Raw genomic sequence first — 24,651 nt, 5'->3', positions numbered from 1 at the left:
CTTGCAACGGAGCCGTTACGGAGCCTCAAAGCATATCGGGGGCCTTGCCGATGATCTTTTCGTCGATCTCTCCCAGGGCCTTCTTGTCCTTGCCCTCGTAATCCAGCGCATGGAGCATGTGGCGGATGACATTGAGACGGGCGCGGCGCTTGTCATTGGCCTTCACCACCATCCAGGGGGCGCCTTTGGAATGGGTTTTTTCCAGCATCCGGTCGCGCTTGCCGGTGTAGTCCTCCCATTTGTTCAACGCCGCAATATCCATGGGCGAAAGCTTCCACACTTTCAGCGGATCATGGCGCCGGTCGTGAAAGCGCTTGATTTGCATTTCCCTGCCAATATCCAGCCAGAATTTGAAGAAATGGATGCCGTCCTGCTCAATCATTTTCTCCAGATGCGGCACCTGGTCCATAAACAGGTGATATTCCTCTTTGGAGCAGAAGCCCATCACTGGCTCGACAACGGCGCGGTTGTACCAGGACCGGTCAAACAGCACGAATTCCCCGCCGCTTGGGAAATGCGATACATATCGCTGGAAGTACCATTGGCTGCGCTCGGTCTCGCTGGGCTTGGAAAGCGCGACCGTGCGGGCCGATCTCGGGTTCATGTAAGCACGAATGGCATTGATGGTGCCGCCCTTGCCTGCGGCATCCCGCCCCTCGAAAAGCGCCATGACACGGCCCCCCGTGACCTGAAGCCAGAACTGCACCTTGACCAGCTCGATTTGCAGCCGTCTCAGTTCCTTCTCATAGTCTTCCGCGTCGAGCTTTTCCTTATAGGGATGATGACCCGATGTCAGTGCCGCGTCCTCTACCCAGTCCGCAAGCACGGGATCGTCTATGTCGAAAAGCCTTGTTTTTCCGCCAATTTCCAGCTCCACGGTGCGGCTGCCCATCCTGCCTGTCATCACCAACCTGCTCCTTTGCCTCATCATCCGCGACCGGCGCATGTTCCGCCTGCCTGTTGAGAACATGGTGTCGAAACCTGCCGTCATCCACCGGCACTGGCGATCTTTCCCGTAAAAATCTGTCATCGAACCGGATTATGAGCAAATGTGGGTCATTGCCTCGCGGTGCAAACCGTGAGAGCCATGCGGCTGAGCCACAAGACACGAGAACAGCGGCGGGAGGCCCCGGCAGCCGGGGAGAAGACGACATGGATTCCAAGGCATTCATTCCAGACTGGCCCGCATTGCGCCACAGGCTGCGACAGCGCCGCGACCTGATGCTTCTTTCGCTGGTGCTGGCGGGTGGAGCCTATCTGTCCGGTGCAGACTGGCTCTTCTGCCTTGGCGGGCTTTTCGTGGGCATGGCCTTCCTGTGCCTCCGCGCCAGCGATCAGCAAAGGGCGGAAAATGCCGCCGCAAAAGCCACGGAAAACCACCGGCACGATGCGGCGCTTCTTGCGGAGGCGGGAAGTTTTGCCGCCTTCACGGCCATTGACCTGCCCAGCGTCATTTTCGACGCGGATGGCACCCTGCTATTCCAGAATCCGGCCGCCAGCCTCGACTTTGGCGAAATCGAAGCCGGTCTGCACCTGTCCGCCAAATGGCGCTCCCCCAATATTCTCGATATGATGCGCGAAACGATAAAGAGCGGCAGACCGAACCAGATCGAGCATTCCGAATTTCTGCCGTCGGAACGGGTCTTCATCGTCAGGATCGCCCCGCTTATGGTGCCCCAGCGCGCCAGGCCGCTTTACCTCATGACGTTCCGCGATATTTCGGAACTCAGGCGCATCGACCGTATGCGCTCGGATTTCGTGGCCAATGCCAGCCATGAATTGCGCACGCCGCTTGCCTCGCTGCGCGGCTTTATCGAAACATTGCTCGGCCCGGCACGCAACGATGCCAGGGCGCAGGAACGCTTTCTCAACATCATGCTGGAGCAGGCCACCCGCATGAGCCGTCTCGTGGACGACCTGCTGTCGCTTTCGCGGCTTGAACTCAAGGCGCATCTCGCGCCTGCGCAGAAGGTGGAGCTTGCGCCGGTTCTCACCCATGTGCGCGACAGCCTCGCCCCCCTTGCGGGCGAACTGGATGTGGATGTGCGCCTGCACCTGCCCGACGGGCCGGTGGAAGTGGTCGGAGAGCGCGACGAGCTGATCCAGGTCTTCGAAAACCTCATCGAAAACGCCTGCAAATACGGCCAGGAGGGCAAGCTGGTGGATGTCACCTTGCGCCGCCGTGATGGCGTGGTGGAAGTGGCCGTGACCGACAAGGGGCCGGGCATCGCGCCCGAACATGTGCCGCGCCTGACGGAGCGCTTTTACCGCGTCAGCGTGGCCGACAGCCGATCGAAAAAGGGCACGGGCCTTGGTCTGGCAATCGTCAAGCACATCCTCACCCGTCACCGCGCCCGCCTGATCGTGCGCTCGGATGTGGGGCAAGGAACGGAGTTTACTGTGCGTTTTTGACATGAAAGAGACATTCTCTCATGCGCGCAATCGATTTTTACTATTTTATTCAATGACTTGAACTGTCACAAATGTTTCATCGAACTGACATAAAAGCAAAAGCCGTGAGGGTCTAAGAAGAGGCCGCCGGAGCCCGGCGATTGCAGGCGCCAAGTGCCGCAATTCCACAAAAGTTCATTTCTCGGGAGAGATAGATGTCCATGTTGAAACTTTCCGTAGCGGCCCTGGTCGCCTCCGTCGCCTTCGCTGGCGCCGCCGCTGCTCGCGATCAGGTCCAGGTCGCCGGTTCCTCCACCGTTCTGCCCTATGCCAAGATCGTTGCCGAAACCTTCGGCGAGACCTTCACCAAGTTCAAGACCCCGGTTGTCGAGTCCGGCGGCACGGGCGCTGGCCTCAAGGAATTCTGCAAGGGCGTCGGCCCGGAAACCATCGACATTGCAAACGCTTCGCGCCCGATCAACAAGTCGGAAGCTGAAGCCTGCCAGGCCGCCGGCGTAACCGACATTCAGGAAGTCAAGTTCGGCTATGACGGCATCGTCTTTGCCGTTGACAAGTCCAACAAGGACCTCGCCCTCGTTCCCTCCGACCTCTACAAGGCTCTCGCGGCTGAAGTAGTCGTAGATGGCAAGCTCGTTGCCAACCCCTACAAGAAGTGGTCGGAAGTCAACAAGGACCTGCCGGACACCGACATCATGGCCTTCATTCCGGGCGAAAAGCACGGCACGCGCGAAGTGTTCGAAACCAAGGTTCTCGAACAGGGCTGCAAGGACACCAAGGCCATCGACGTGATCAAGGCTGCGGTTGGCGAAAAGGATGCCTCCAAGAAGTGCATCGCCGTGCGCAAGGACGGCAAGGCTGTGGACATCGACGGTGACTACACCGAAACGCTGGCCCGCATTGCCGCCAACAAGACCGCGTTTGGCGTATTCGGCCTGTCCTTCTACGAAAACAATGCCGACAAGCTGAAGGTTGCCACCATTTCCGGCGTCAAGCCCTCGGTCGAAACCGTTGCCACCGGCAAGTATCCGGTTTCCCGTCCGCTGTTCTTCTACGTGAAGAAGGCGCATCTGGGTTCCGTTCCGGGCATGAAGGAATATGTGGACTTCTTCCTGTCCGAGCAGATGATCGGCCCCGATGGTCCGCTCGCCAACTACGGTCTGGTTCCGGCTCCCGACAAGGAGCGTGAAGAGTTCCGCACCAAGTTCGCTGCTGGCAAGTAAGACTTTCCCCGGCGCGGCTCACCCCCGCGCCGGTCTTCTTTGGAGCGTATGACGGAACCTGCGGCGGATATTGACGATAACATCCATGCCGCCCTCGACGTAAACGCCCTGAAGACCCCGGCATTCTCCCGCGCGGGAGTGGCGGAAAACCAGATTTTGCTGACTGATTTCCTCGGCATCCGCCTCCGGTCAAGGAAATTGGCAGTCGCGCCCCGAAATGACGGCACAGGCTTCAGCACTTACCGATGCTATTCTTCAATAGCGGGGGATTTTGATGAGTACCTCAACACTTTTACTGATTGTGATTGCCCTGGGGGTGATCGGCTATTTCATAGGAGCGTCGCGTGCCGCCGCCATGGCTGGCGGCAAGGCATCCACCCTCCACTCCCGTTATGGCTATCACGGCAGCTTTGTCGCCGTCGCAGCCACGGTGCCAGCCCTTTTGCTCATGGCCGTCTGGCTTTCGGCATCGCCGGCCATTATCGAAAACCGCATTCGCGGCGAACTGCCTCAGACCGTGCAGGGACAGGATCTTGCCAGCCGTAACCTTTCCTACGGCACGATTTCCTCCATTGCCCGCGGCCTGACCGACCTTTCCGACGAGGAACGCGCCCGCATTGCCGCCGCCGATCCCGCCACCGCGCGTGCGCTGCTGGGAGAAAAAGGCATTCCGCTGGCCTCCGATCCCGAGCCTTACATGGTTTCCGCCGCAGAACATCTGCGGGATCTTCAGGCCACCAACAGCCTCATGCTCAGCGCGGCCACGCTGGCGATTTCGGTTCTCGGCCTGCTGGCGGCCCTGAGACTGCTGGCGCCGCGTTTTCGCGCCCGTAACCGGGTGGAGCAGGTCATGCTGGCGGCACTGGTGCTTTGCTCCTCCATTGCCATTTTGACCACCCTCGGCATCATTCTTTCGATGCTGACGGAGGCCACGCATTTCTTCCGCGCCGTTCCCCCTCATGAATTCTTCTTCGGCACCGTCTGGGATCCGCGCTTCGCCGCCGCCGGCTCCGGCGGATCGGAAGGCCAGTTCGGCCTTATCCCGCTGCTGATGGGAACGCTCTATATCGGCTTCGTGGCCATGCTGTTTGCCGTGCCGATCGGTCTGTTCTCGGCCATCTACATGGCGGAATACGCCACACCCACCCTGCGCTCGGTGGCAAAGCCGCTGCTGGAAGTGCTGGCCGGTATTCCCACCATCGTCTACGGCTTCTTCGCCCTGACCACGGTGGGACCGTTCCTGCGCGACATTTCCGGCGAAATCAGCGGTCTGGCCACCGGCGATTACACCAGTTTCATCCAGGCGCAGAGCGTGCTGACGGCTGGCTTCGTCATGGGCATCATGCTGATCCCTTACGTTTCGTCTCTCTCCGACGACATCATCACCGCGGTGCCGCGGGCCCTGCGGGACGGTTCGCTCGGCCTTGGCGCCACCCGGTCGGAAACAGTGAAGCGCGTCATCCTGCCCGCCGCCCTTCCCGGCATTGTCGGCGCACTGCTGATGACAGCCTCGCGCGCCATCGGAGAAACCATGATCGTCGTTCTGGCCGCAGGCGTTGCCGCCCGCATCCAGTTCAACCCCTTCGAGCCGATGACCACCGTAACCGTGAAGATCGTCAATCAGCTGACCGGCGACCTGGAGTTTACCTCGCCGCAAACGCTGGTGGCCTTTGCACTCGGCATCACGCTGTTTGCCATCACGCTCTGCCTTAACATCTATGCGCTTTACATCGTGCGCAAATACCGGGAGCAGTACGAATGAGTGAGATCGTATCCCAAGGCTCCGCCACGCTCGCAAGGCCCGCTGCCGGGCGCCGCGACATCGGCATCAAGCGCCGCTATGCCGCTGAACGCCGCTTTCGCGCCTATGGCATCGCCGCCATCAGCTTCGGTCTGATCTTCCTGTTCATCCTGCTGGGATCGGTCGTTTCGAAGGGCTATACCGCCTTTCAGCAGACGACCTTCACCCTGCCCATCGAGTTCAGCGCGCAGGTGATCGACCCCTCCAACCAGCGCGCGGACAATCCCAATGTGCTGGTGGCGGCCAATTATCCGCTGCTGGCGCGCAATGCGCTGGCCAGGCATCTTGGCCTCGAAACCAGCAACCGTCCGGCCATGAAGGCCCTGACGGACATGGTTTCGGAAAGCGTGCGCGTGCAACTGCGCCAGATGGTGCAGAACGATCCCTCGCTGATCGGCAAGACGGTGCCGGTTTCCATTCTGGCCAGCGCCAATCTGGACTCCGCCTTCAAGGGCCAGGTTGATCTCACCGTCGATGAAACCAACCGCAAGATCTCCAATCAGCAGATCGAGTGGATGAATAAATTGGCCGCCGACGGCGTACTGGCGAAGAAATTCAATACCGGGATTTTCTTCAACGGCGCCTCAAGCCGTGCAGAAGCAGCGGGCGTGGGTGTCGCGCTGATCGGCTCGGCCTATATGATGTTGATCGTTCTCGTTCTCTCGCTGCCCATCGGCGTTGCGGCGTCCATCTATCTGGAGGAATTTGCCCCGAAGAACCGTCTGACGGATCTCATCGAGGTGAATATCAACAACCTCGCCGCCGTTCCTTCCATCGTCTTCGGCCTGCTTGGTCTTGCCGTATTCGTCAACTTCGCGGGCCTGCCGCGTTCGGCCTCGCTGGTCGGCGGTCTCGTGCTGACACTCATGACCCTGCCGACGATCATCATTGCCACCCGTGCGGCGTTGAAGGCGGTGCCGCCATCTATCCGCGCTGCGGCGCTGGGACTTGGCGCCTCGAAGATGCAGATGGTGTTTCACCACGTGCTGCCGCTTGCCATGCCGGGCATTCTCACCGGCACCATCATCGGCCTTGCCCACGCGCTGGGCGAAACCGCGCCGCTGCTTCTCATCGGCATGGTGGCGTTCGTGGCCGATTATCCGGGAACGCCCATGGATCCCTCCACCGCGCTTCCTGTCCAGATCTACATGTGGGCAAACGAAGCCGAACGGGCCTTTGTCGAACGCACCTCCGGTGCAATCATCATCCTGCTCCTCTTCCTGCTCATCATGAATGTAGGAGCCATTCTGCTGCGCCGCCGTTTCGAGCGACGCTGGTAATCCGGAAGGAACAAGGCCATGAACATGATGTCCGAAGCAGCAGTTGAAAAGGCGCTGGATCAGAAAATGACCGAGATGAACTACAAGATGGTCGGCAAGGACGTATCCGTCTATTACGGCGAAAAGCGTGCCCTGTTCGACGTCAACCTGAATGTCCGCGAAAACACCGTGACGGCGCTGATCGGCCCCTCCGGCTGCGGCAAATCCACCTTCCTGCGGACGCTGAACCGCATGAACGACACGATCGACAATTGCCGCGTTACCGGGCGCATCACGCTGGACGAGATGGACATCTACGACCCCTCCATCGACGTGGTGGAACTGCGCGCGCGGGTTGGCATGGTGTTTCAGAAGCCGAACCCCTTCCCGAAGTCGATCTATGAAAATATCGCCTATGGCCCGCGTATCCACGGCCTTGCCCGCAGCAAGGCCGACATGGACCAGATCATCGAGTCCAGCCTGCAACGCGCCGGTCTGTGGAACGAGGTCAAGGACCGCCTGCAAGAGCCGGGCACCGGCCTTTCCGGCGGCCAGCAGCAGCGCCTGTGCATTGCCCGCGCCATTGCGGTGAGCCCCGAAGTCATTCTGATGGACGAGCCCTGCTCGGCACTCGACCCGATTGCCACCGCCCGCGTCGAGGAGTTGATCCACGAGTTGCGCGCCAACTTCACCATCGTCATCGTCACCCATTCCATGCAGCAGGCGGCCCGCGTTTCGCAGCGCACCGCCATGTTCCATCTGGGCCAGCTGGTGGAAGAAAACGATACCGACAAGATGTTCACCAACCCCGATGACCAGCGCACCCAGGATTACATCATGGGCCGCTTCGGCTGATCCTGACCTGTCAGGACTTGCTTACAGATAAAAGGGATTTGAGGAACACGCACATGGCATCGCATATCTACACCGCATTCGATGAGGAACTGAAATTTCTGATGCGCCGGATCTCCGAAATGGGGGGGCTGGCCGAACAGATGGTGGGCGAATCCGTTCGCGCCCTCGTCAATGCCGATGCGGCTCTTGCCCAGAAGGTCATCTCCGACGATGTCATCATGGACAATGCCGAACGTGAAGTGGGCGAAAAGGCGATCGTTACCATTGCCAAGCGCCAGCCGATGGCAGCGGACCTTCGCGAAATCATCGGCGCGCTGCGCATTGCAAGCGATCTGGAGCGCGTTGGCGACCTTGGCAAGAACAACGCCAAGCGCGCCATGGCCGTGCAGGGAACCGGCGTGCCGCGGAAGCTTGCCCGCGGCATCGAGCATCTTTCCGAGCTGGCGCTGACGCAGCTCAAGGAAGTGCTGGATGTCTACACCACCCGCTCCGCCGAAAAGGCCAAGTCGATCCGCGACCGTGACGAGGAGATCGATGCGATCTACACCTCGCTGTTCCGCGAGCTTTTGACCTACATGATGGAAGATCCGCGCAACATCACCACCTGCACGCATCTTCTGTTCTGCGCCAAGAACATCGAGCGGATCGGCGACCACGCCACCAACATTGCCGAAACCATCTACTTCATGACCACGGGCGCACCGCCGGAAGGCGAACGCCCGAAGGACGACACCACGACCGACGTGGGTGCCGTGGAGAAGTGATGGCTTACCGATCGGGCCGCTTCCGCTTGCAAGGCGGCGGGAACGGCCGGGTCTCCTCATGGTAGGAAGGCAGATTGCATTCCTGTCATGAAACACAGGGAACAGTCAGGCCATGATAGCCTGAAGCACAATGCGAAAACGCGGAGTGGACACCACGGGCCCGGCTTTTGCATGACCCGGACGGTCTACGAACAGGCTGCGCTTTTCGATCCGTTGCTCGAAGGAATACAAACCATGCTGCCAAGAATTGCCGTGGTGGAAGACGAAGAAGCGCTGAGCGTTCTGCTTCGCTACAATCTGGAAACGGAAGGCTATGAGGTCGAAACCATTCTGCGGGGCGATGAAGCCGAAATCCGCTTCCAGGAACGGGTTCCCGACCTGTTGATACTCGACTGGATGTTGCCGGGCGTCTCAGGCATCGAGCTATGCCGCCGCCTGCGCATGAGGCCGGAGACCGAGCGTTTGCCGATCATCATGCTGACCGCGCGCGGCGAGGAAAGCGAACGGGTTCGGGGCCTTTCCACCGGCGCGGACGATTATGTGGTCAAGCCGTTCTCGACGCCGGAACTCATGGCCCGCGTCAAGGCCATGCTGCGCCGCGCAAAGCCCGAGGTTCTTTCCAGCGTTTTGCGCTGCGGCGACATCGAACTCGACCGCGAAACCCACCGCGTGCATCGCAAGAGCCGGGAAGTGCGGCTGGGGCCAACGGAATTCCGCCTGCTGGAATTCCTGATGTCATCGCCAGGCCGGGTTTTTTCCCGCTCGCAACTTCTCGATGGCGTCTGGGGCCACGACATTTATGTCGATGAACGGACCGTGGACGTGCATGTCGGCCGGTTGCGCAAGGCGTTGAACTTCTCGAACCTTCAGGATGTCATCCGCACGGTTCGCGGCGCAGGCTATTCCATGGAAGCCTGATGCTTTCAGGCGAGTGCATTCCAAAGGCTCCGGATGTCCGGGGCCTTTTGCTTTTCAGCATAAGTTCCATCCCAAACCGGGACCGGTTTGAACAATCATGCAGTAGAGCCTCACTGCCTGACATGCCTCAAACGCAACAGCGGGAGGCATGATGCTCATGCCTCCCGCTGTTGACCCTGTCTTCACTTGTCTTCCAGCTCAGCGCGCCGCGGCAGCGGCTGCCCGGCGGCGGTCATTGACCGGCTGGTAGGCAAGCTTTGCATGATAGGCGCAATAGGGTGAGCCATCGGCGCTATCACAGCCACAAAAGTGGAAATCTTCCTTCATGGGATCGCCAACGGGCCATTTGCAGGTGCGCTCCGTCAGGTCCGTCAAGGACAGACGCTTCGAGGCAGGCAGGCTTGTGCTGGAGACCGGCGTGGCGATGACCCGATCCAGGCTTTCGACATCCATGTCGTCACGCAAAACGGCAACGGCGCTGGCGGGGCGCACAGCCGCAGGGCGGGGAGCGGACGGACGCGCCTGATAATTTGCCGGGCGTGGGGCGGCCGCCGGACGCTTGGGTGCGCGAGCCGGGGCAGCCGTTGCCCCGCCAGCCTTTGCGCGGCCCGGCAGGCACAGACGATGCACCTTGCCGATCACCGCATTGCGGCTGACGCCACCAAGCTGCGTGGCGATCTGGCTGGCACTAAGGCCTTCCATCCATAATTTCTTGAGCTTTTCAACGCGCTCATCTGTCCAATTCATGCCGCAATCTCCGCCTGTTGCGAGCGCTTGCGCAGAATCCGTCACCGTGGCCTCGGAAGGTCCGAAACCTGTACTGCTCGATACTGTTGGTGACTAGTTCCGCCGCATGCAGTCTAGTAATTGCTCATTAACCTAGTGCCACGCTGACTCCGTGACAAGAGTCGGAAGAATCACGGCGAATCGAATTCTTGGCTTTTCCCCAACTTGCTCTGCAACCGTTATTTTCGCGCGCCCGGCTCGTCCGGCGCAAAATGTCGCTGGTATCGACATGTTGCTCGCCGCAATCCCGTAAGCCCCTGCCGCACCCGCCCGAAAATGCAGGAAAAGACTGATATTTATTGACATCGCAACCGTAAGCCGGAATAGTGCAGGCGCCGCCGCAAGGCGGCATTTTTGATTTTTCACAGCTATTTTAGCTGCTTCAGAGGATAAGGGACCAGACTGCCATGGCCGAGAACTCAACGCCGCTGTTCAACACGTTCGCACGTGCGCCGCTGCGTTTCGAGCGAGGCGAAGGCGTTTGGCTGCATACCGAAGACGGTCAGACCTATCTGGATTTCGGCGCGGGCGTCGCTGTCACCTCCTGTGGCCATTCCCATCCGCATCTTGTCGCCGCACTGAAGGATCAGGCGGAGAAAGTGTGGCACGTTTCCAACCTCTACGAGGTTCCGGGGCAGGAGAAACTGGCAGCACGGCTGACGGCGGCGACCTTTGCGGACAAGGCGTTCTTCACCAACTCCGGTGCGGAAGCCCTTGAATGCGCCATCAAGACGGCGCGGCGCTATCACTATTCCAAGGGCCATCCCGAGCGCTTCCATATCATCACCTTCGAAGGCGCCTTTCACGGCCGCACCATTGCCACCATCGCAGCCGGCGGGCAGGCAAAATATCTGGAAGGCTTCGGTCCCAAGGCCGAAGGCTTCGATCAGGTGCCCTTCGACGATCTCGATGCGTTGAAGGCGGCCATTACCGACAAGACTGCCGCCCTGCTCATCGAGCCCATTCAGGGCGAAGGCGGCATTCGCGTTGCCTCCAATGAGTTTTTGCGTGAATTGCGCGCCCTTTGTGACGAGCACGGCCTGTTGTTGATTTTCGATGAGGTTCAGACGGGCGTTGGCCGTACCGGAAAGTTCTTCGCCTATGAATGGTCCGGCGTCACGCCGGACATCATGGCGATTGCAAAGGGCATTGGCGGTGGCTTCCCCTTTGGCGCCTGCCTTGCCACGGAAGAGGCCGCTTCCGGCATGGTGCCCGGTGTGCATGGAACGACCTATGGCGGCAATCCGCTGGCCATGGCAGCAGGAAATGCCGTGCTGGACGTGGTGCTGGCCGATGGTTTTCTGCAAAATGTCCGCGAGGTTTCGCTTATCTTCCGGCAGGGTCTCGCAGCGCTGAAGGACCGCTTTCCCGATGTGATCGAGGAGGTGCGCGGCGAAGGCCTGCTTCTCGGCGTCAAGGCTGCAATTCCGAATGGCGAACTGCTGATGGCCTTGCGCAAGCAACATCTGCTGGCCGTACCGGCTGGCGACAATGTTCTGCGCCTGCTGCCGCCGCTGACCGTTACCGCGGAAGAAGCGCGCGAAGGATTGCGCCGTCTTGAACAGGCCGCCGAAACATTGACCGCCCAACAGGCTCCCAAGGCTGCACAGGCCTGAGATACAGGTAACACCATGACATCCCCGAAGCACTTCATCGACCTCTCGGCCATGACCTCCGAGGATCTTCAACGCATTCTTGCCGACGCGAAAAACCGCAAGGCAAAAACCAAAGCCGGGACAGACGACAAGCCGCTGGCCGGAAAAATGCTGGCGATGATCTTCGAGAAGCCCTCTACGCGGACGCGCGTCTCCTTCGATGTCGGAATGCGCCAGCTTGGCGGTGAAACCCTGTTTCTTTCGGGCACTGAAATGCAACTTGGCCGGGCAGAAACCATTGGCGATACCGCCCGCGTATTGTCGCGCTATGTCGATGCCATCATGATCCGCACGACGGATCACACGCGCCTGCTGGAAATGGCCGAGCACGCTACGGTTCCCGTTATCAATGGCCTTACCGACCTGACGCATCCCTGCCAGATCATGGCGGACATTCTGACGATCGAGGAACATCGCGGCCCCGTGCAGGGCAAGACCCTGGCCTGGACGGGAGATGGCAATAATGTTTTGCATTCTCTCGTGGAGGGTTCGGCACGGTTCGGTTATCGCATGAACATGGCCGTTCCGCTCGGTTCGGAGCCGGACGACAAGATCCTCAACTGGGCACGCGACAATGGCGGCGACATCATGCTGTGCCACGATGCGGAAAAAGCCGTGGACGGCGCCGATGCCGTTATCACCGACACCTGGGTTTCGATGAATCTCGAACACAAGGCCCGCGGCCATAACGTGTTCCAGCCTTTCCAGGTCAATGCCGATCTTATGGCGCGCGCCCGCAAGGACGCCCTCTTCCTGCACTGCCTTCCCGCCCACCGCGGAGAAGAGGTGACGGACGACGTGATCGACGGCCCGCAATCCGTGGTGTTCGATGAAGCGGAAAATCGCCTTCACGCGCAGAAGTCGGTTCTGGCCTGGTGCCTTGGCGCCGTATAAAACAAGATGCACATCCCCGCCCGCCTGCCGGGCGGCGGGGAGCCATTACCGGAGGAATGATGCTTCGCAGGAAGGGCCTTTTCGCTGGGATGCTGATGACACTCGCCTGCCTCTTGCAGGCGCAGCCATTCACGGCGCTGGCCAGCGAAGCAGCCCCCCCCTTCCCGGTTATGTTCGATGCCGGGGAACACTTGCAGAAGCCTGATCTTTCCGTCTTGTTGCGGCTGCGTTTTCTGACGACGAACGACTTTCCGCCGTTCAGTTTCATGGACCAGACCGGGCACCTCACCGGCTTCAACATCGAGTTGACCCGTGCGATTTGCGCCGAACTGAGCGTAGCGGACAAATGCGAAATCCAGTCTGTGCCGTTTGCCGATCTGGAAATCGCCCTTTTGAGCAAGCATGGCGATGCCGTGATTGCGGGCAACGCCGTCTCGCCCCGCCTGCGGCAGGATTTTTCCTTCTCCCGGCCTTATCTTCTGCTTCCAGCCCGCTTTGCGGTTGGCCGTGGACTTGCGATGCTGCGAGATCCCCGTGATCTTCAGGGTAAAACAGTGGGCGTTATCGCCAACTCGACACATCAGGCAATGTTAAAGGCCTTTTTTCCGGCGCTCCAGCAGCAGCCTTTTCCAGACAGCGCCGCATTGATGGATGCCTTGAAGACCCGGAGGGTCGAAGCCGTCTTCACCGACGGGCTGCAATTGTCTTTCTGGGTGGCAAGCCCTGCATCCGGCCAATGTTGCAGCTTCACGGGCGGCCCCTATCTTTCCCAAGCCTTCCTTGGCGAAGGCATGACGATCATGGTGCGCAAGGAAGACGGTTTTCTCGCCCAGGCGTTCGATTACGCGCTCGCCTCCCTCGCCCGCAAGGGCAAGCTTGACCGGCTGGCGCAGCAGTATTTTCCCTCAGGCTTATGAGCGATTAGCCGGTGGGCAAAATTTACCCCCCACCATCCCATGGCCCTACTGCATAATTCCTTAAATCGGAATCCATTTAAGGTGAAAATTATGCAGCAGATTTAAAGTGTTACAGCGTCCTTTGTGCGTTTGTTAAAACGCACAAAGGACGCTGTAGCGCTCAATCGAAAGCGCGAAAGCCGACGGTCTGGGCAATGGCGAGCCGCAATTCATCAAGGCCACGCCCTTTTTCCGATGACGTGGAAATAACCTCCGGATAGGCGGCAGGGTGCTTGCGGATCTTTTCCATGGTCTCGGCGATCAGCTTCGGCACGCCTGCTTCCTTGATCTTGTCCTGCTTGGTTAGAACGATCTGATAGGAAACGGCGGCCTTGTCGAGGAGGGACAGGACATCCTCGTCATTCTTCTTGATGCCATGGCGGCTGTCGATCAGCACATAGACGCGCTTCAGCGTGGCCCGGCCGCGCAGATAATCGAAGACCAGCTTGGTCCAGGCATCGACCTGCTCTTTTGGGGCCTGCGCATAACCGTATCCCGGCATATCCACCAGCGCCATGGGCGGCAGATCGCCGCCTTCCCCGCTATAGCCCTCTGGCACGAAGTAATTGAGTTCCTGCGTGCGGCCGGGCGTATTGGAGGTCCGGGCAAGACCCTTCTGCCCCACCAGCGCGTTGATAAGCGACGACTTGCCGACATTGGAGCGTCCCGCAAAGGCAACTTCGAGCGGGCCTTCCGGCGGCAGGAATTTCATCGACGGGACACCGCGGATGAAGATCCAGGGCCTGCCAAACAGAGGCTGGTCTTCTGGGATTTTCCTGTCGTTCATTCGATCCTGCCCATGGTCAAGGTAAAATATAATACCAAGGCTCGAAGATGCGAACGCATCCTCGCCTTGAGGGGATTTCGAATATCTCAACTGCGTCAGTGGCTTGAGATATTCGAAAGGGGAATACCAAGGGTCATTTTCAATGACCCTTGGTATAAGAGGTTTTCCGGGTTTCAGTCAGAGACGGAAATCCTCCAGATCTAGAGCATTTCCAGCAAAAGTGTAGTCGGTTTTGCGTCCGGAAATGCGCCGAAACAAGAAGTTAGAGCATTGCAGGTGAACCCGTGTTCACCGGAAGTGCTCTAGTGAGTACGGATTTCCGAAGAAAATTCCGCTTCGCCTTCTGCTGGAAATGCGATCATGCCGGCCTGTTCAGAGGCCGGCATGATGAAGGTTGGCCGAGTCATCAGTCATAGACAGCGCTGCCGGCCCGACAACGCCGACCGGTCTTATGCCTTTGACGACTTTCGCCGGAACGTTCTCTTGAGGTTATCGAAGAGTTCGATTTTCACCCCGTGACGCTTCATGATGACCGACTGCTGGAGAACGGACAGCGTGTTGTTCCATGCCCAGTAGATCACCAGACCCGAAGGGAAGGAACCCAGCATGAAGGTAAAGACCAGCGGCATCCAGTTGAACAGCATGGCCTGCGTCGGATCCGGCGGCGTCGGGTTCATCCGCATCTGGAAGAACATGGTGATGCCCATGATGATTGGCCAGACACCGAGATGCAGGAAGCTCGGTGCCGCAAAGGGCAACAGACCGAACAGATTGACGATGCTGGTCGGGTCCGGCGCGGAAAGGTCATGAATCCAGCCAAAGAACGGCGCATGGCGCATTTCGATGGTGATGTAGATGACCTTGTAGAGCGCGAAGAAAACCGGAATCTGCAAGACAAGCGGCCAGCAACCGGCGACGGGGTTGATCTTCTCTGTCTTGTAAAGCTCCATCATCGCCTGCTGCATGGCCATGCGGTCTTCGCCGAACTTGGCCTTCAACTCCTCCAGCTTCGGCTGGATGCGCTTCATATTGGCCATGGAAGCATATTGCTTGTTGGCCAGCGGGAAGAACAGCAGCTTGACGACAACCGTGGTGAGCAGGATCGCCACGCCGAAATTGCCCACGTGACGGAAGAAGAAATCCATCAGCTTGAACATCGGCTTGGTGATGAAATAGAACCAGCCCCAATCGATCATCCGGTCGAAGCCCGGAATGGAATAGCTGGTTTCGTAGGCGTCGATGACCGGAACTTCCTTGGCGCCAGCAAAAACCAGAGTCTTCAGGGAGACCGACTGGCCCGGCGCCACGCTCACGGCATCGTTCTTGTAGTCGGCCTGGAAGCGCGGCTGCCCATCCGTGAAATGCGAGAAGCGCGATTCGTAAGCCACAGCCTGCGGCGGAACGAGCGCTGCGGCCCAGTATTTGTCGGTAATGCCAAGCCAGCCGCCCGTGGCCTTGGGCATGGATGCGTTTTCTTTCTCGATTGCCGCATATTTGGATTCGGTCAGGCTGGTTCCCGCGCCGATGACACCCAGAAAACCTTCATGCAGAACATAGGCCGACGGCGTGGTGGGCTTGTTGTAGCGCGTGATGCGGCCGTAAGGCGCAACGCTGGTTTCAGCCGTACCCGCATTGGCAACCGTGTCCTCGATGGTGAACATGTAATGATTGTCCACCGAGATCTTGCGGGTGAAGGTCAGGCCCGCCTCATTGGTAAAGGTCAGCGTGACGGGCGAGGTTTCCGTCAGCTTCTGGCCTTCCTTCACGGTCCAGACCGTGGATGGACCGGGAACGCTGCCGGAATTGGCGCTTCCCACAAAGCCGGTTTCGGTGAAATAGCCGTCCTTGGTATCTGCCGGATTGAGCAGGGTGATGATCGGGCTCGTCCTGTCCACCGTCTCGTGATAGCCCTTCAGGCGAAGATCATCGAGCCGTCCACCGGCGAGATTGATGGATCCGGAAAGGGCTTCCGTGTCGATTTCGATGCGTGCGCTCTTGGCAATGGCATCTTCACGGCTCTCGCCCGCAGCAGACTGGGCGGACGGAAGGGTGCCTGTTGCAGTGGCTGCGGCTCCGGCCCCGGCGTCCTTGGGCTGCTGCCTGGCAAGCTCTTCCTGACGTAGCTGTTCTGCCTGGCGCTGCGCCTCGATGCGCGGGTTCATGTAAAAGAACTGCCAGCCCAGGACGACCAGCACGGAGAGTGCAATCGCTATGAAATAGTTGCGGTTGTTTTCCATCATGTTTTCCTGGAACGGGGCCTGTCGGAATGCCGGTATGCTTCATCGTTGCGGATCCGGCGATGAAGTTGCGCCTTGAGATCCTCGAACGGGGCGCTCAGCACATCGCGCCGCGCTACGATCACATAGTCATGTCCGGGCTGCATTGCAAAGCCCGCGGAGAGGCGGACCGCCTCTTTCAGGCGACGGCGCATACGATTGCGCTCCACCGCGTTGCCCTGCTTCTTGGTCACTGTAAAGCCGACACGAGGTCTCGTTTCGGGCTCGCCTCTGTCGAGAACCTCGATGAGGACATAACGCCCCTTGCGCCGTTCACCCTCGCGCACAGCAAGAAACTGCGGCCGGCTTTTCAGCCGCCCGACAGTGTCATATTTCATCCTTGAGGTCATGTGCCCGGCTCTTTCATCGGGCCAATCCGGCTTTAGGCCGAAAGACGCTTGCGGCCGCGGGCGCGGCGGGCAGCCATGACCTTGCGGCCGCCGGCAGTAGCCATGCGGGCGCGGAAACCGTGACGACGCTTGCGAACAAGCTTGGAAGGCTGGAAAGTACGCTTCATTTATTTAATACCGCGGTGTGCGGCCCTTCTTTGATTTGCACTTCGTGCAAGAGCGTTGGATTTGAACGCATGGCAAATAGCCGCCGGAGCGGGTTTTGCGCGAACGCGCGGCTTATACGGAGGAAGGTGCGTTGAGTCAATGACGCAAGCGGCTATGCGTCTTCAACAGCCTTGCGCACGCTTGTCGAGGCCAAATCCGCTCAGGACAGAAAACGTTTCACGGATGGGCCGGGCGGCAGCTGGATGGCTCCCGTGACATTTTCATAATATTCTATAATATTATATATCGCTAATTTTCGGTCATTCTTCGCGAATACTTGGCGTGTTTATTCGTGAAATTCTTTATTAAAGTAAGTTTGTTAAGTTCGAAAACTGAATATAGATGCCGATAAATTTTCCAGGGGGAGACCAGTGCGGATCAAGGGAAAAGTGAACTGCCTCGTGGCGGTGATGGGTGCTGCGGCCATTATCATTGGCGCCATGGGCGTTTTCGTTACAATCAGCTACGGCGCCAAATTACAGACCTACCGCACCCTGTCGGAGCGTGCCTTTAACGGCGAACGTCTCAACCGGTTTGTAACGGCGGTAGTGATGGAAGCGCGCGGCATTTATGCCGCCCCCACGACCGAAAAGGCCCAGCCCTTTGCCAAGGGGCTGACACAGAACCTCGCCGCCATCGACAAGACGCTGGATGAGTGGGCGCCCCTCATTCCGGCCGAGGAGCGAGCCTCCTTCGATGCCATGCGGGCCAAGGCGGCGGAATTTCGCAAATTCCGCACGGAAACCGCAAGGTTGAGCCAGGAGGTCGGCCCGTCTGCGGCCAACGAACAGGGCAATAACGAAGCCAATCGCAACAATCGCAAGGCCTTTCAGGCCGATATAGACAAGATCGTGGAAGCAGACCGCCTGCAACTGGAGACGCTGCGCGGCTCGCTGGAAGGCTTCAGCCTGACCATGCTTGTCTCCATTGCCTCTGTCACGATTGTTGCGGTTCTGGGCGGCATCGGCGCCGGTCTGGTTCTGGGCGGAACCCAGCTCAGCCGTCCCATTCGCCTCCTGACATTGTCCATGTCCAGGGTCGCGGAGGGCCGCTATGAAACGGAAGTGCCCTTTGCCGCACTCAAGGACGAGATTGGCGAGATGGCGGCGGCTGTCGAGGTTTTCAAACGCAACGGCCTCGCCGTACAGCAACTGAACGCCCAGGATGCGGCCTTGCGCGCCAAAAGCGACAGCCTGCAAAAAGGCATGGCTTCCGTTGTTGCCGCCGCAACCGAGGGCCATTTCGACCAGCGCATCGACACCAGTTTCGACGACGAAAACCTGGACCGTTTCGCTTCCAATGTGAATGCGCTTCTGGAAAATGTCGAAAGCGCCGTCAATGAAGTGGGCAATGTCGTGGGCCGGATCGCCAATGGCGATCTTTCCCGTGACATGCAGGGCAATTTCAAGGGCGTGTTTGCCGATCTCCAGCGCAATATGAACCACTCGCTCGAGCGCCTGCGCGCCACCATGCTGGAAATCAGCGGCAAGGCCATGACGATCGATCGCAGCACGGTGGACCTGAGTTCGGCGGCGGAAGACCTCTCCCATCGCACGGAACAACAGGCAGCAGCCCTTGAGGAAACCTCGGCGGCGCTGGAAGAAATCACGGTCGTCGTGAAAACCTCGAGCGAACGCGCAACCGAAGCCAGCCGCATGGTGACGGAGGCAAAGCGCAGCGCCGAGCAATCCGACGCCGTCGTGCGTGAGGCGATCGGCGCCATGGGCCGGATCGAACAGGCCTCGCGTGAAATCTCGCAGATCATCAACGTCATCGATGAAATCGCCTTCCAGACCAATCTGCTGGCCTTGAACGCAGGCGTTGAGGCGGCTCGCGCCGGTGAGGCCGGCAAGGGTTTCGCGGTGGTTGCCCAGGAAGTCCGCGAACTGGCCCAAAGATCGGCCGCGGCGGCAAAAGACATCAAGGCACTGATCAACCGTTCCGGCGACGAGGTCGAGGGCGGCGTAAAGCTCGTGCAGCGAACCGGTGAAGCCTTGGCCACCATCGAACAGCAGATTGCCCGGATCAACGACAATGTTCAGGCCATCGCCTCCGCGGCAGGCGAACAGGCCACCGGCATTCACGAGATCAGCACGGCCATCAACGACATGGATCATGTGACGCAGCGCAACGCGGCCATGGTCGAGCAAAGCTCGGCCTCGACGCGCCGCCTGAAGCAGGATTCGGAAATCCTCGCCAATCTCGTCTCCGGCTTTATTCTCCACGCCCAGGATACACGCCCGACGGAGCGTTCCATGGCCGCCTGAGGCTTTACGACAAGAGGCGGCGCGCCGAAAGCTTGCCGCTTCTGTTTTCGCACCATGTCCGGGTCGGCTTTTGCCATATGCCGCTTTGCTGAAGCGCCGTGCGTTTTATCAAATGCATGGCGCTTCAACACTTTGAATTCGCTTCATAATTTTTACCTTAACCAGTTCCGGTTCGAGGAATTATGCATTGGCTGCAAAGAAAATTGTGATCCGGCTTTCGCATTTCGTTTTTGCAGTGCATGACGTATAAACGAAGCAGATGACATTGCCTGGCGGACCTGTCAGCCGCCCGTTGCGGCCCCTGCCCGCCAAACCCAGATGAGGCATGGATGTTCGGTCTGCCCACCGAAGACAGAAACCAGCCTGGAGAAGACGGCAGGACGGCCTCTGCCGCCAAGCTCCGTATGCCGAGCCGCCTGCGCGGCCTGTCGGGAAAATTGCTTGCGCTGACGGTGATTTTCGTTCTGCTGGCCGAGGTTCTGATCTTTGCGCCCTCCATTTCCTCCATGCGCCTCAACTGGCTGCGCAATCATCTCAACAAGTCTGCCGCCGCCGCCGTGGTGATAGACGGCTTGCAATCGGTGGAAATTCCCGCCGAGGTGCAGCGCGATATTCTCTCTGCCACCGGCACCAGAGCCATTGTGCTGCGCAAGGATGGCACAACCCGGCTTCTGGCCGTCAGCGAGATGCCGCAACAACTCGACGCGCAATATGACCTGGCGGAGATGGATGGCTGGATCGCCATTCGCGACGCGCTTGAGGAAATCGCCTTCGGCGGCGAGCGCACCATCAGCGTCAGCGCTCCCATTGGGGAATCCTCGATGCAGGTCGAGGTGGTGATGAACGACAGCGTGTTGCGCAAGGCCATGCTGCAATATTCCACCAGAGTTGCCATTTTCTCGCTGTTGATTTCGCTGATGACCGGGGCGCTGCTGTTCATTTCGGTCAATCGCCTGCTCATTCGTCCGGTTCGCAGATTGACACATAATATAGAGAGCTTTGCCCGCGATCCCGAAAACCCCGCCAGCGTCATCCGCCCCTTTACCGGGCGCGACGAACTGGCCTTCGTGGCCGCACATCTGGCGTCCATGCAGACACAGCTGCAAAAGACCCTGCGCCAGCAGCGCAATCTGGCGGATCTGGGTCTGGCGGTTTCGAAGATCAATCACGACATGCGCAATATTCTGGCCTCAGCGCAACTGATGTCGGACCGGTTGGCGGATATCGATGACCCCATCGTGAAAAGTTTCGCCCCGAAGCTGGTGCGGGCGATTGACCGGGCAGTAAGCTATAGTACGGATGTGCTTACCTTCGGCCAGGCACCGGAGGCTGCACCGAAACGCCGGCGTTTTCCGCTGCACTCGCTTTGCCAGGACCTGCGCGACATGCTGGCCCTTGGCGCTGACATCGAATTTGTTGACCAGATTGCCGAGGATCTGGAAGTCGATGCCGATAGCGAACAATTGCTGCGCGTGATCCACAATCTTTGCCGTAATGCCGCGCAGGCTCTTTCCGGCTTCATCACCGAAAGCCCCGGCGGCACGGGCCGCATCACCCTTTCGGGCCAGCGCATCGGGAGCGTGGTGGCCATCACGATTGACGATAATGGGCCGGGAATGCCGCAAAAGGCACGCGAAAACCTGTTCTCCGCCTTCCGCGGCTCCGCCCGCTCCGGCGGCACGGGACTCGGGCTGGTCATCGCCCGCGAACTGGTTCTGGCCCATGGAGGAACGATTGCTCTGGTGGAAAAACCCGGAGCCGGCACGCAGTTCCGCATCGAGATCCCCGACCTGCCCGCCATGCTCGAAGATTTCCGCCTCAAAGCCAAGGGCTGATTTTTCATATCATATCATCGGCTTATGTAAAAATTGCAACGCATATCGATTTTTTCTCCGATTTGGCTTGCAATCACCGGCAGATGCCTTTAGAGAACCGCTCACGCCACCAGATGGTTGGCAGACGCACCCGTAGCTCAGCTGGATAGAGCACCAGACTACGAATCTGGGGGTCAGGAGTTCGAATCTCTTCGGGTGCGCCATTCTTCCCTTCCCAAGTCGAAATTCAGCTCATTGTTTTCCGGGTTTGGCGTCAAACGCTGATGTTGGAAACGCCGTCGCGTAGTGTCTGTCGTTTCGGACACGAAGCCGGATAGGGTTTTGCTGCAACTGATCTACTTTCATTTGTGCACGAAACATTAGCGAAAATTGAAGAATTTCAGGCTACGCTCGTCTCATTATTATACGATGCCGGCAGTCGGCAGGGCGTGGGTCCGTAAGATTGCCGCTGGGCAAAACCGGGATTGCGTTGCTTGTGCCATTTCCTTGGTGCGGACAGTGTAATACCAAAGCTCTAAGATGCTACTGCATAATTCCTTAAATCGGAATCGATTTAAGGAATTATGCAGCAGATTTAAAGTGTTACAGCGTCCTTTGTGCGTTTGATAAAACGCACGGTGCTGTAACGCATCCTCGCTTGAAGAAATTTCGAATATCTCAACGGCGTCAGTCGCTTGATATATTCGAAAAGGGAGCACCAAGAGTCATTTTCAATGACCCTTGTTATACGTTTTCTTGATTAAACCTTTCCCGGAAATTCTGCGGGAAAAGGTTCAGGATGAAGTGTGCTTCGCGCTCCCACCGCGATGCGCGTATTGGAGAAGAACGATACATGTCCGGAAAGCAGCAGTGCCCGGCATGTGTTGAATGGACGTAAACGGGTGCGGCGGGAAGGAACGATCCAAACCGCATCAAGGATGAATCGATGCCGGAACAGACGATTGGCGCCATACAGGTTTCCGCGACAGCGCAGCCAGCCGGCAATGCGCAACGCAGCAATGCGTCCGAAGCCGAGATGGAAGGCTTGAGCTTTGCACAGAAGGAAACCTATCGGCTGGCGCGCGATGCGGAAGCGGGCAATGACATCGACGACAAGCTTATCCTGAACGTCATCCATCCACCTGCCCTTATTCTTTTTTCCCTGTTGAACGGCGCAAAAAACGACAGCCCCGCCGATCTTCAGCGGGCACATGAGGCCTATGGCGAAATCAGCGCCGCCTCTTCGATGGTGGCCGATGCTGATAACAATGCCGCCGCCGCGAAGCTGAGCGACCCCTCCAGCGACGCTTCGGCCACCTGAGACCAGAGCATGATCCGATCGGAGTGAAACGAGGATCGACAAGTTTATGCTTCGAAAAAAAGCTTAGAGTATCCAGCAAAAGTGTATTCGGTTTTGCTTCCGGAAATGCGGGAAAATAAAATCTTACTGCATAATTCCTTAAATCGGAATCGATTTAAGGTGAAAATTATGCAGCAGATTTAAAGTGTTACAGCGTCCTTCGTGCGTTTGATAAAACGCACGGCGCTGTAGGGCGCCGATCTGATTAAATCAGATGGAAAAGCCCCGAAGTCCGATTTCGTCCCGCCTTCAGCTTACGTTCCCATGCAATAGACTCATAGCTGCCATGCGCGGGCGTTTTGCGGAAGATCAAGCCATCCAAGCTCTCCTGCCTGCATGGTGGCTGCGAAAGGGGCTGCCTTTGCAGGCCATGACCGCTGACGCCAACCCTTGGCGCGCGCGCCCCGCAACGGAGAGATGAACCGAGATGTTACGTGACCGGATTCGTTGCCAGCCTCTGCTGGACAAACTTTGCACCGCAGACGAGGCTGCCGCCCTCATTCAGGATGGCATGACCATTGGCATGAGCGGTTTCACCCGTGCGGGGGAAGCCAAGGCGGTTCCTTTGGCATTGGCCGAGCGCGCCCGAAAACAGCCACTGAAGATCACCCTCATCACGGGCGCGTCTTTGGGCAACGATCTGGACAAGACCTTGACCGATGCGCATGTGCTGGCGCGGCGCCTGCCGTTCCAGTCCGATCCCGGCCTGCGCCGTGCGATCAATGCCGGTGAGGTGATGTTCATAGACCAGCATCTGTCCGAGACGGTGGAGCAACTGCGCACCAGACAGATCCCCCCCGTGGACATTGCCGTAGTGGAGGCCGTGGCGATTACGGAGCATGGCGGTATCGTGCCCACCACCTCCATCGGCAATTCGGCAAGCTTTGCCATTCTGGCCGAAAAGATCATCGTCGAGCTGAACCTTTCACAGCCCACCACGCTGGAAGGCCTGCACGATGTTTACATTCCCTCGCGCCGTCCGGCCCGGATGCCCATTCCGGTGGTGACGCCGGAAAGCCGCGTTGGCCTGCCCTATATTCCGGTGCCACCGGAAAAGATTGCCGCCATCGTCGTTTCCGAAAAGCACGACAGCTCTTCCTCCATTCTGCCGCCGGATGATGAAACCCGCGCCATTGCCGGACACCTGAAGGCATTGTTGCTGGAAGAAGTCCGGCAAGGCCGGATGGGTTATGATCTGCTGCCCTTGCAGGCAGGCATCGGCACCATTGCCAATGCGGTGCTGCACGGCTTTCTGGACTCGCCCTTTCACGATCTGAAAATGTATTCGGAGGTCTTGCAGGATTCGACCTTCGAACTGATGGATGCGGGCAAGCTTACCTTTGCCTCCGCCTCCTCCATCACGCTTTCCTCGGAAATGTATCGCAAGGTTCTGCCGAGACTTGCGGAATACAAGCATCATCTGGTGCTGCGACCGCAGGAAATCAGCAATCACCCGGAGGTCATTCGCAGACTGGGGATCATCTGCATCAATACGGCTCTGGAATTCGACATTTACGGCAATGTCAATTCCACCCATGTGGGCGGCACGCACATGATGAACGGCATTGGCGGCTCTGGCGATTTTGCCCGTAACGGCTATCTGTCGATCTTCGTCACCAAATCCCTGGCGAAGAACGGCGCGATTTCATCCGTCGTGCCGATGGTGAGCCATGTGGACCATACCGAACATGACACCGATATTTTCGTAACCGAACAGGGACTGGCCGATCTCAGGGGCCTTGCTCCGCGTGAGCGGGCCATCTCCATCATCCGCAATTGCGCCCACCCCGATTATCGGGAGCAATTGGAGGATTATTACGCGCGCGCCGTAAAACGCGGCGGGCATACCCCGCATATCCTTGAAGAAGCCCTTTCCTGGCATCAGGCGCTGAAGGAAACCGGAACGATGCGACGGTGAGGCGAACCTTGCATGTCGAATACCTCAAGCCTTTGACACAATTGAAATATTCTAGAGCATAATCCGACCGGAGTGAAACGAGGATCGACAAGATTATGATTCAAAAAGAAAAGTTTAGAGCGCCGATCTGATTCAATCAGATCGGCGCTCTA

20 protein-coding genes and 1 tRNA gene are annotated in these 24,651 nt (G+C 58.6%); 15 read left to right on the top strand and 6 right to left on the bottom strand.

The features are described 5' to 3' along the window. Positions 1-25: 25 nt before the first annotated feature. A complete protein-coding gene (gene ppk2, locus T424_RS0104670; protein ID WP_027486691.1) occupies positions 26-904 on the bottom strand; it encodes a polyphosphate kinase 2 in 879 nt (292 codons plus the stop codon). 248 nt (positions 905-1,152) lie between these two features. Between ppk2 and phoR the strand changes: the two genes are divergently transcribed. The 7 genes from phoR (at position 1,153) to phoB (ending at position 9,229) form a co-directional block, all read left to right on the top strand. Then, a complete protein-coding gene (phoR, locus tag T424_RS0104665) occupies positions 1,153-2,412 on the top strand; it encodes a phosphate regulon sensor histidine kinase PhoR (protein WP_037066640.1) in 1,260 nt (419 codons plus the stop codon). A 194-nt stretch (positions 2,413-2,606) separates the two neighbouring features. Beyond that, the gene (locus T424_RS0104660; RefSeq protein WP_027486689.1) at positions 2,607-3,632 is read left to right on the top strand and encodes a substrate-binding domain-containing protein; all 1,026 of its coding nucleotides are present in this window, start codon (positions 2,607-2,609) and stop codon (positions 3,630-3,632) included. Between the two features lie 274 nt (positions 3,633-3,906). Further along, positions 3,907-5,394, top strand: a complete 1,488-nt coding sequence (gene pstC / locus T424_RS0104655; RefSeq protein WP_027486688.1) for a phosphate ABC transporter permease subunit PstC — start codon at positions 3,907-3,909, stop codon at positions 5,392-5,394. Next, entirely contained in the window at positions 5,391-6,713 is a 1,323-nt protein-coding gene (gene pstA, locus T424_RS0104650; RefSeq protein ID WP_027486687.1) for a phosphate ABC transporter permease PstA, read from the top strand. Before pstC ends, pstA begins: the two co-directional genes overlap by 4 nt. 18 nt (positions 6,714-6,731) lie before the next feature. Then, on the top strand, positions 6,732-7,547 hold the full coding sequence (gene pstB / locus T424_RS0104645; RefSeq protein WP_027486686.1) for a phosphate ABC transporter ATP-binding protein PstB: 816 nt from the start codon (positions 6,732-6,734) through the stop codon (positions 7,545-7,547). 53 nt (positions 7,548-7,600) lie between these two features. Next, a complete protein-coding gene (gene phoU, locus T424_RS0104640; RefSeq protein ID WP_027486685.1) occupies positions 7,601-8,311 on the top strand; it encodes a phosphate signaling complex protein PhoU in 711 nt (236 codons plus the stop codon). A gap of 234 nt (positions 8,312-8,545) precedes the next feature. Beyond that, positions 8,546-9,229: a phosphate regulon transcriptional regulator PhoB gene (phoB, locus tag T424_RS0104635; protein WP_027486684.1), complete on the top strand. Its 684-nt coding sequence runs from the start codon at positions 8,546-8,548 to the stop codon at positions 9,227-9,229. A 198-nt stretch (positions 9,230-9,427) separates the two neighbouring features. Here phoB and T424_RS0104630 read toward each other — a convergent pair whose 3' ends face one another. Beyond that, entirely contained in the window at positions 9,428-9,976 is a 549-nt protein-coding gene (locus T424_RS0104630; protein WP_027486683.1) for a GcrA family cell cycle regulator, read from the bottom strand. Between the two features lie 446 nt (positions 9,977-10,422). On the opposite strand from T424_RS0104630, the gene T424_RS0104625 reads away from it, so the two are divergent. From T424_RS0104625 to T424_RS0104615, 3 genes are all read left to right on the top strand, one after another. Beyond that, positions 10,423-11,631, top strand: coding sequence for an aspartate aminotransferase family protein (locus T424_RS0104625; RefSeq protein WP_027486682.1), 1,209 nt, complete (start codon positions 10,423-10,425; stop codon positions 11,629-11,631). Positions 11,632-11,646: 15 nt separating this feature from the next. After that, positions 11,647-12,564, top strand: a complete 918-nt coding sequence (argF, locus tag T424_RS0104620; RefSeq protein WP_027486681.1) for an ornithine carbamoyltransferase — start codon at positions 11,647-11,649, stop codon at positions 12,562-12,564. Positions 12,565-12,659: 95 nt separating this feature from the next. Further along, the gene (locus T424_RS0104615) at positions 12,660-13,481 is read left to right on the top strand and encodes a transporter substrate-binding domain-containing protein (RefSeq protein WP_245269425.1); all 822 of its coding nucleotides are present in this window, start codon (positions 12,660-12,662) and stop codon (positions 13,479-13,481) included. Positions 13,482-13,641: 160 nt separating this feature from the next. Here the strand turns inward: T424_RS0104615 and yihA are convergent, their stop codons facing one another. The 4 genes from yihA to rpmH all read right to left on the bottom strand — a co-directional run bounded on the left by yihA (position 13,642) and on the right by rpmH (position 17,100). Further along, on the bottom strand, positions 13,642-14,307 hold the full coding sequence (gene yihA, locus T424_RS0104610; protein ID WP_027486679.1) for a ribosome biogenesis GTP-binding protein YihA/YsxC: 666 nt from the start codon (positions 14,305-14,307) through the stop codon (positions 13,642-13,644). A gap of 449 nt (positions 14,308-14,756) precedes the next feature. Further along, positions 14,757-16,544: a membrane protein insertase YidC gene (gene yidC / locus T424_RS0104605; protein WP_027486678.1), complete on the bottom strand. Its 1,788-nt coding sequence runs from the start codon at positions 16,542-16,544 to the stop codon at positions 14,757-14,759. Next, positions 16,544-16,933, bottom strand: coding sequence for a ribonuclease P protein component (gene rnpA / locus T424_RS0104600; protein WP_027486677.1), 390 nt, complete (start codon positions 16,931-16,933; stop codon positions 16,544-16,546). The genes yidC and rnpA overlap by 1 nt, the downstream gene beginning before the upstream one ends. 32 nt (positions 16,934-16,965) lie before the next feature. Further along, entirely contained in the window at positions 16,966-17,100 is a 135-nt protein-coding gene (rpmH, locus tag T424_RS0104595) for a 50S ribosomal protein L34 (RefSeq protein ID WP_027486676.1), read from the bottom strand. A 411-nt stretch (positions 17,101-17,511) separates the two neighbouring features. Between rpmH and T424_RS20200 the strand changes: the two genes are divergently transcribed. From T424_RS20200 to T424_RS0104565, 5 genes are all read left to right on the top strand, one after another. Beyond that, positions 17,512-19,407, top strand: coding sequence for a methyl-accepting chemotaxis protein (locus tag T424_RS20200; protein WP_084268386.1), 1,896 nt, complete (start codon positions 17,512-17,514; stop codon positions 19,405-19,407). Positions 19,408-19,745: 338 nt separating this feature from the next. Continuing rightward, the gene (locus T424_RS20195; protein WP_407921379.1) at positions 19,746-21,242 is read left to right on the top strand and encodes an ATP-binding protein; all 1,497 of its coding nucleotides are present in this window, start codon (positions 19,746-19,748) and stop codon (positions 21,240-21,242) included. A 126-nt stretch (positions 21,243-21,368) separates the two neighbouring features. Beyond that, a tRNA-Arg gene (locus T424_RS0104575) sits at positions 21,369-21,445 on the top strand. Positions 21,446-22,167: 722 nt separating this feature from the next. Then, on the top strand, positions 22,168-22,542 hold the full coding sequence (locus T424_RS0104570) for a hypothetical protein (protein ID WP_027486675.1): 375 nt from the start codon (positions 22,168-22,170) through the stop codon (positions 22,540-22,542). Between the two features lie 466 nt (positions 22,543-23,008). Then, positions 23,009-24,499 carry an acetyl-CoA hydrolase/transferase family protein gene (locus T424_RS0104565; RefSeq protein ID WP_027486674.1) on the top strand — a complete coding sequence of 497 codons (1,491 nt, stop codon included), beginning with the start codon at positions 23,009-23,011 and terminating at the stop codon, positions 24,497-24,499. Positions 24,500-24,651 lie beyond the last annotated feature (152 nt).

Source organism: Allorhizobium undicola ORS 992 = ATCC 700741, from assembly GCF_000621665.1.
Lineage (GTDB): Bacteria > Pseudomonadota > Alphaproteobacteria > Rhizobiales > Rhizobiaceae > Allorhizobium > Allorhizobium undicola.
The sequence above is the reverse complement of the archived record's forward strand: the minus strand, read 5'-3'. Positions and strand labels throughout refer to the sequence as shown.

Coding starts and splice junctions, on each gene's coding strand:
- T424_RS0104565 (WP_027486674.1), top strand. CDS start 23,009: ATGTTACGTGACCGGATTCGTTGCCAGCCTCTGCTGGACAAACTTTGC.
- T424_RS0104660 (WP_027486689.1), top strand. CDS start 2,607: ATGTCCATGTTGAAACTTTCCGTAGCGGCCCTGGTCGCCTCCGTCGCC.
- T424_RS0104615 (WP_245269425.1), top strand. CDS start 12,660: ATGACACTCGCCTGCCTCTTGCAGGCGCAGCCATTCACGGCGCTGGCC.
- argF (WP_027486681.1), top strand. CDS start 11,647: ATGACATCCCCGAAGCACTTCATCGACCTCTCGGCCATGACCTCCGAG.
- yidC (WP_027486678.1), bottom strand. CDS start 16,544: ATGGAAAACAACCGCAACTATTTCATAGCGATTGCACTCTCCGTGCTG.
- T424_RS0104570 (WP_027486675.1), top strand. CDS start 22,168: ATGCCGGAACAGACGATTGGCGCCATACAGGTTTCCGCGACAGCGCAG.
- pstC (WP_027486688.1), top strand. CDS start 3,907: ATGAGTACCTCAACACTTTTACTGATTGTGATTGCCCTGGGGGTGATC.
- yihA (WP_027486679.1), bottom strand. CDS start 14,307: ATGAACGACAGGAAAATCCCAGAAGACCAGCCTCTGTTTGGCAGGCCC.
- T424_RS0104625 (WP_027486682.1), top strand. CDS start 10,423: ATGGCCGAGAACTCAACGCCGCTGTTCAACACGTTCGCACGTGCGCCG.
- pstA (WP_027486687.1), top strand. CDS start 5,391: ATGAGTGAGATCGTATCCCAAGGCTCCGCCACGCTCGCAAGGCCCGCT.
- phoU (WP_027486685.1), top strand. CDS start 7,601: ATGGCATCGCATATCTACACCGCATTCGATGAGGAACTGAAATTTCTG.
- rnpA (WP_027486677.1), bottom strand. CDS start 16,933: ATGACCTCAAGGATGAAATATGACACTGTCGGGCGGCTGAAAAGCCGG.
- phoR (WP_037066640.1), top strand. CDS start 1,153: ATGGATTCCAAGGCATTCATTCCAGACTGGCCCGCATTGCGCCACAGG.
- ppk2 (WP_027486691.1), bottom strand. CDS start 904: ATGACAGGCAGGATGGGCAGCCGCACCGTGGAGCTGGAAATTGGCGGA.
- pstB (WP_027486686.1), top strand. CDS start 6,732: ATGAACATGATGTCCGAAGCAGCAGTTGAAAAGGCGCTGGATCAGAAA.
- T424_RS0104630 (WP_027486683.1), bottom strand. CDS start 9,976: ATGAATTGGACAGATGAGCGCGTTGAAAAGCTCAAGAAATTATGGATG.
- rpmH (WP_027486676.1), bottom strand. CDS start 17,100: ATGAAGCGTACTTTCCAGCCTTCCAAGCTTGTTCGCAAGCGTCGTCAC.
- phoB (WP_027486684.1), top strand. CDS start 8,546: ATGCTGCCAAGAATTGCCGTGGTGGAAGACGAAGAAGCGCTGAGCGTT.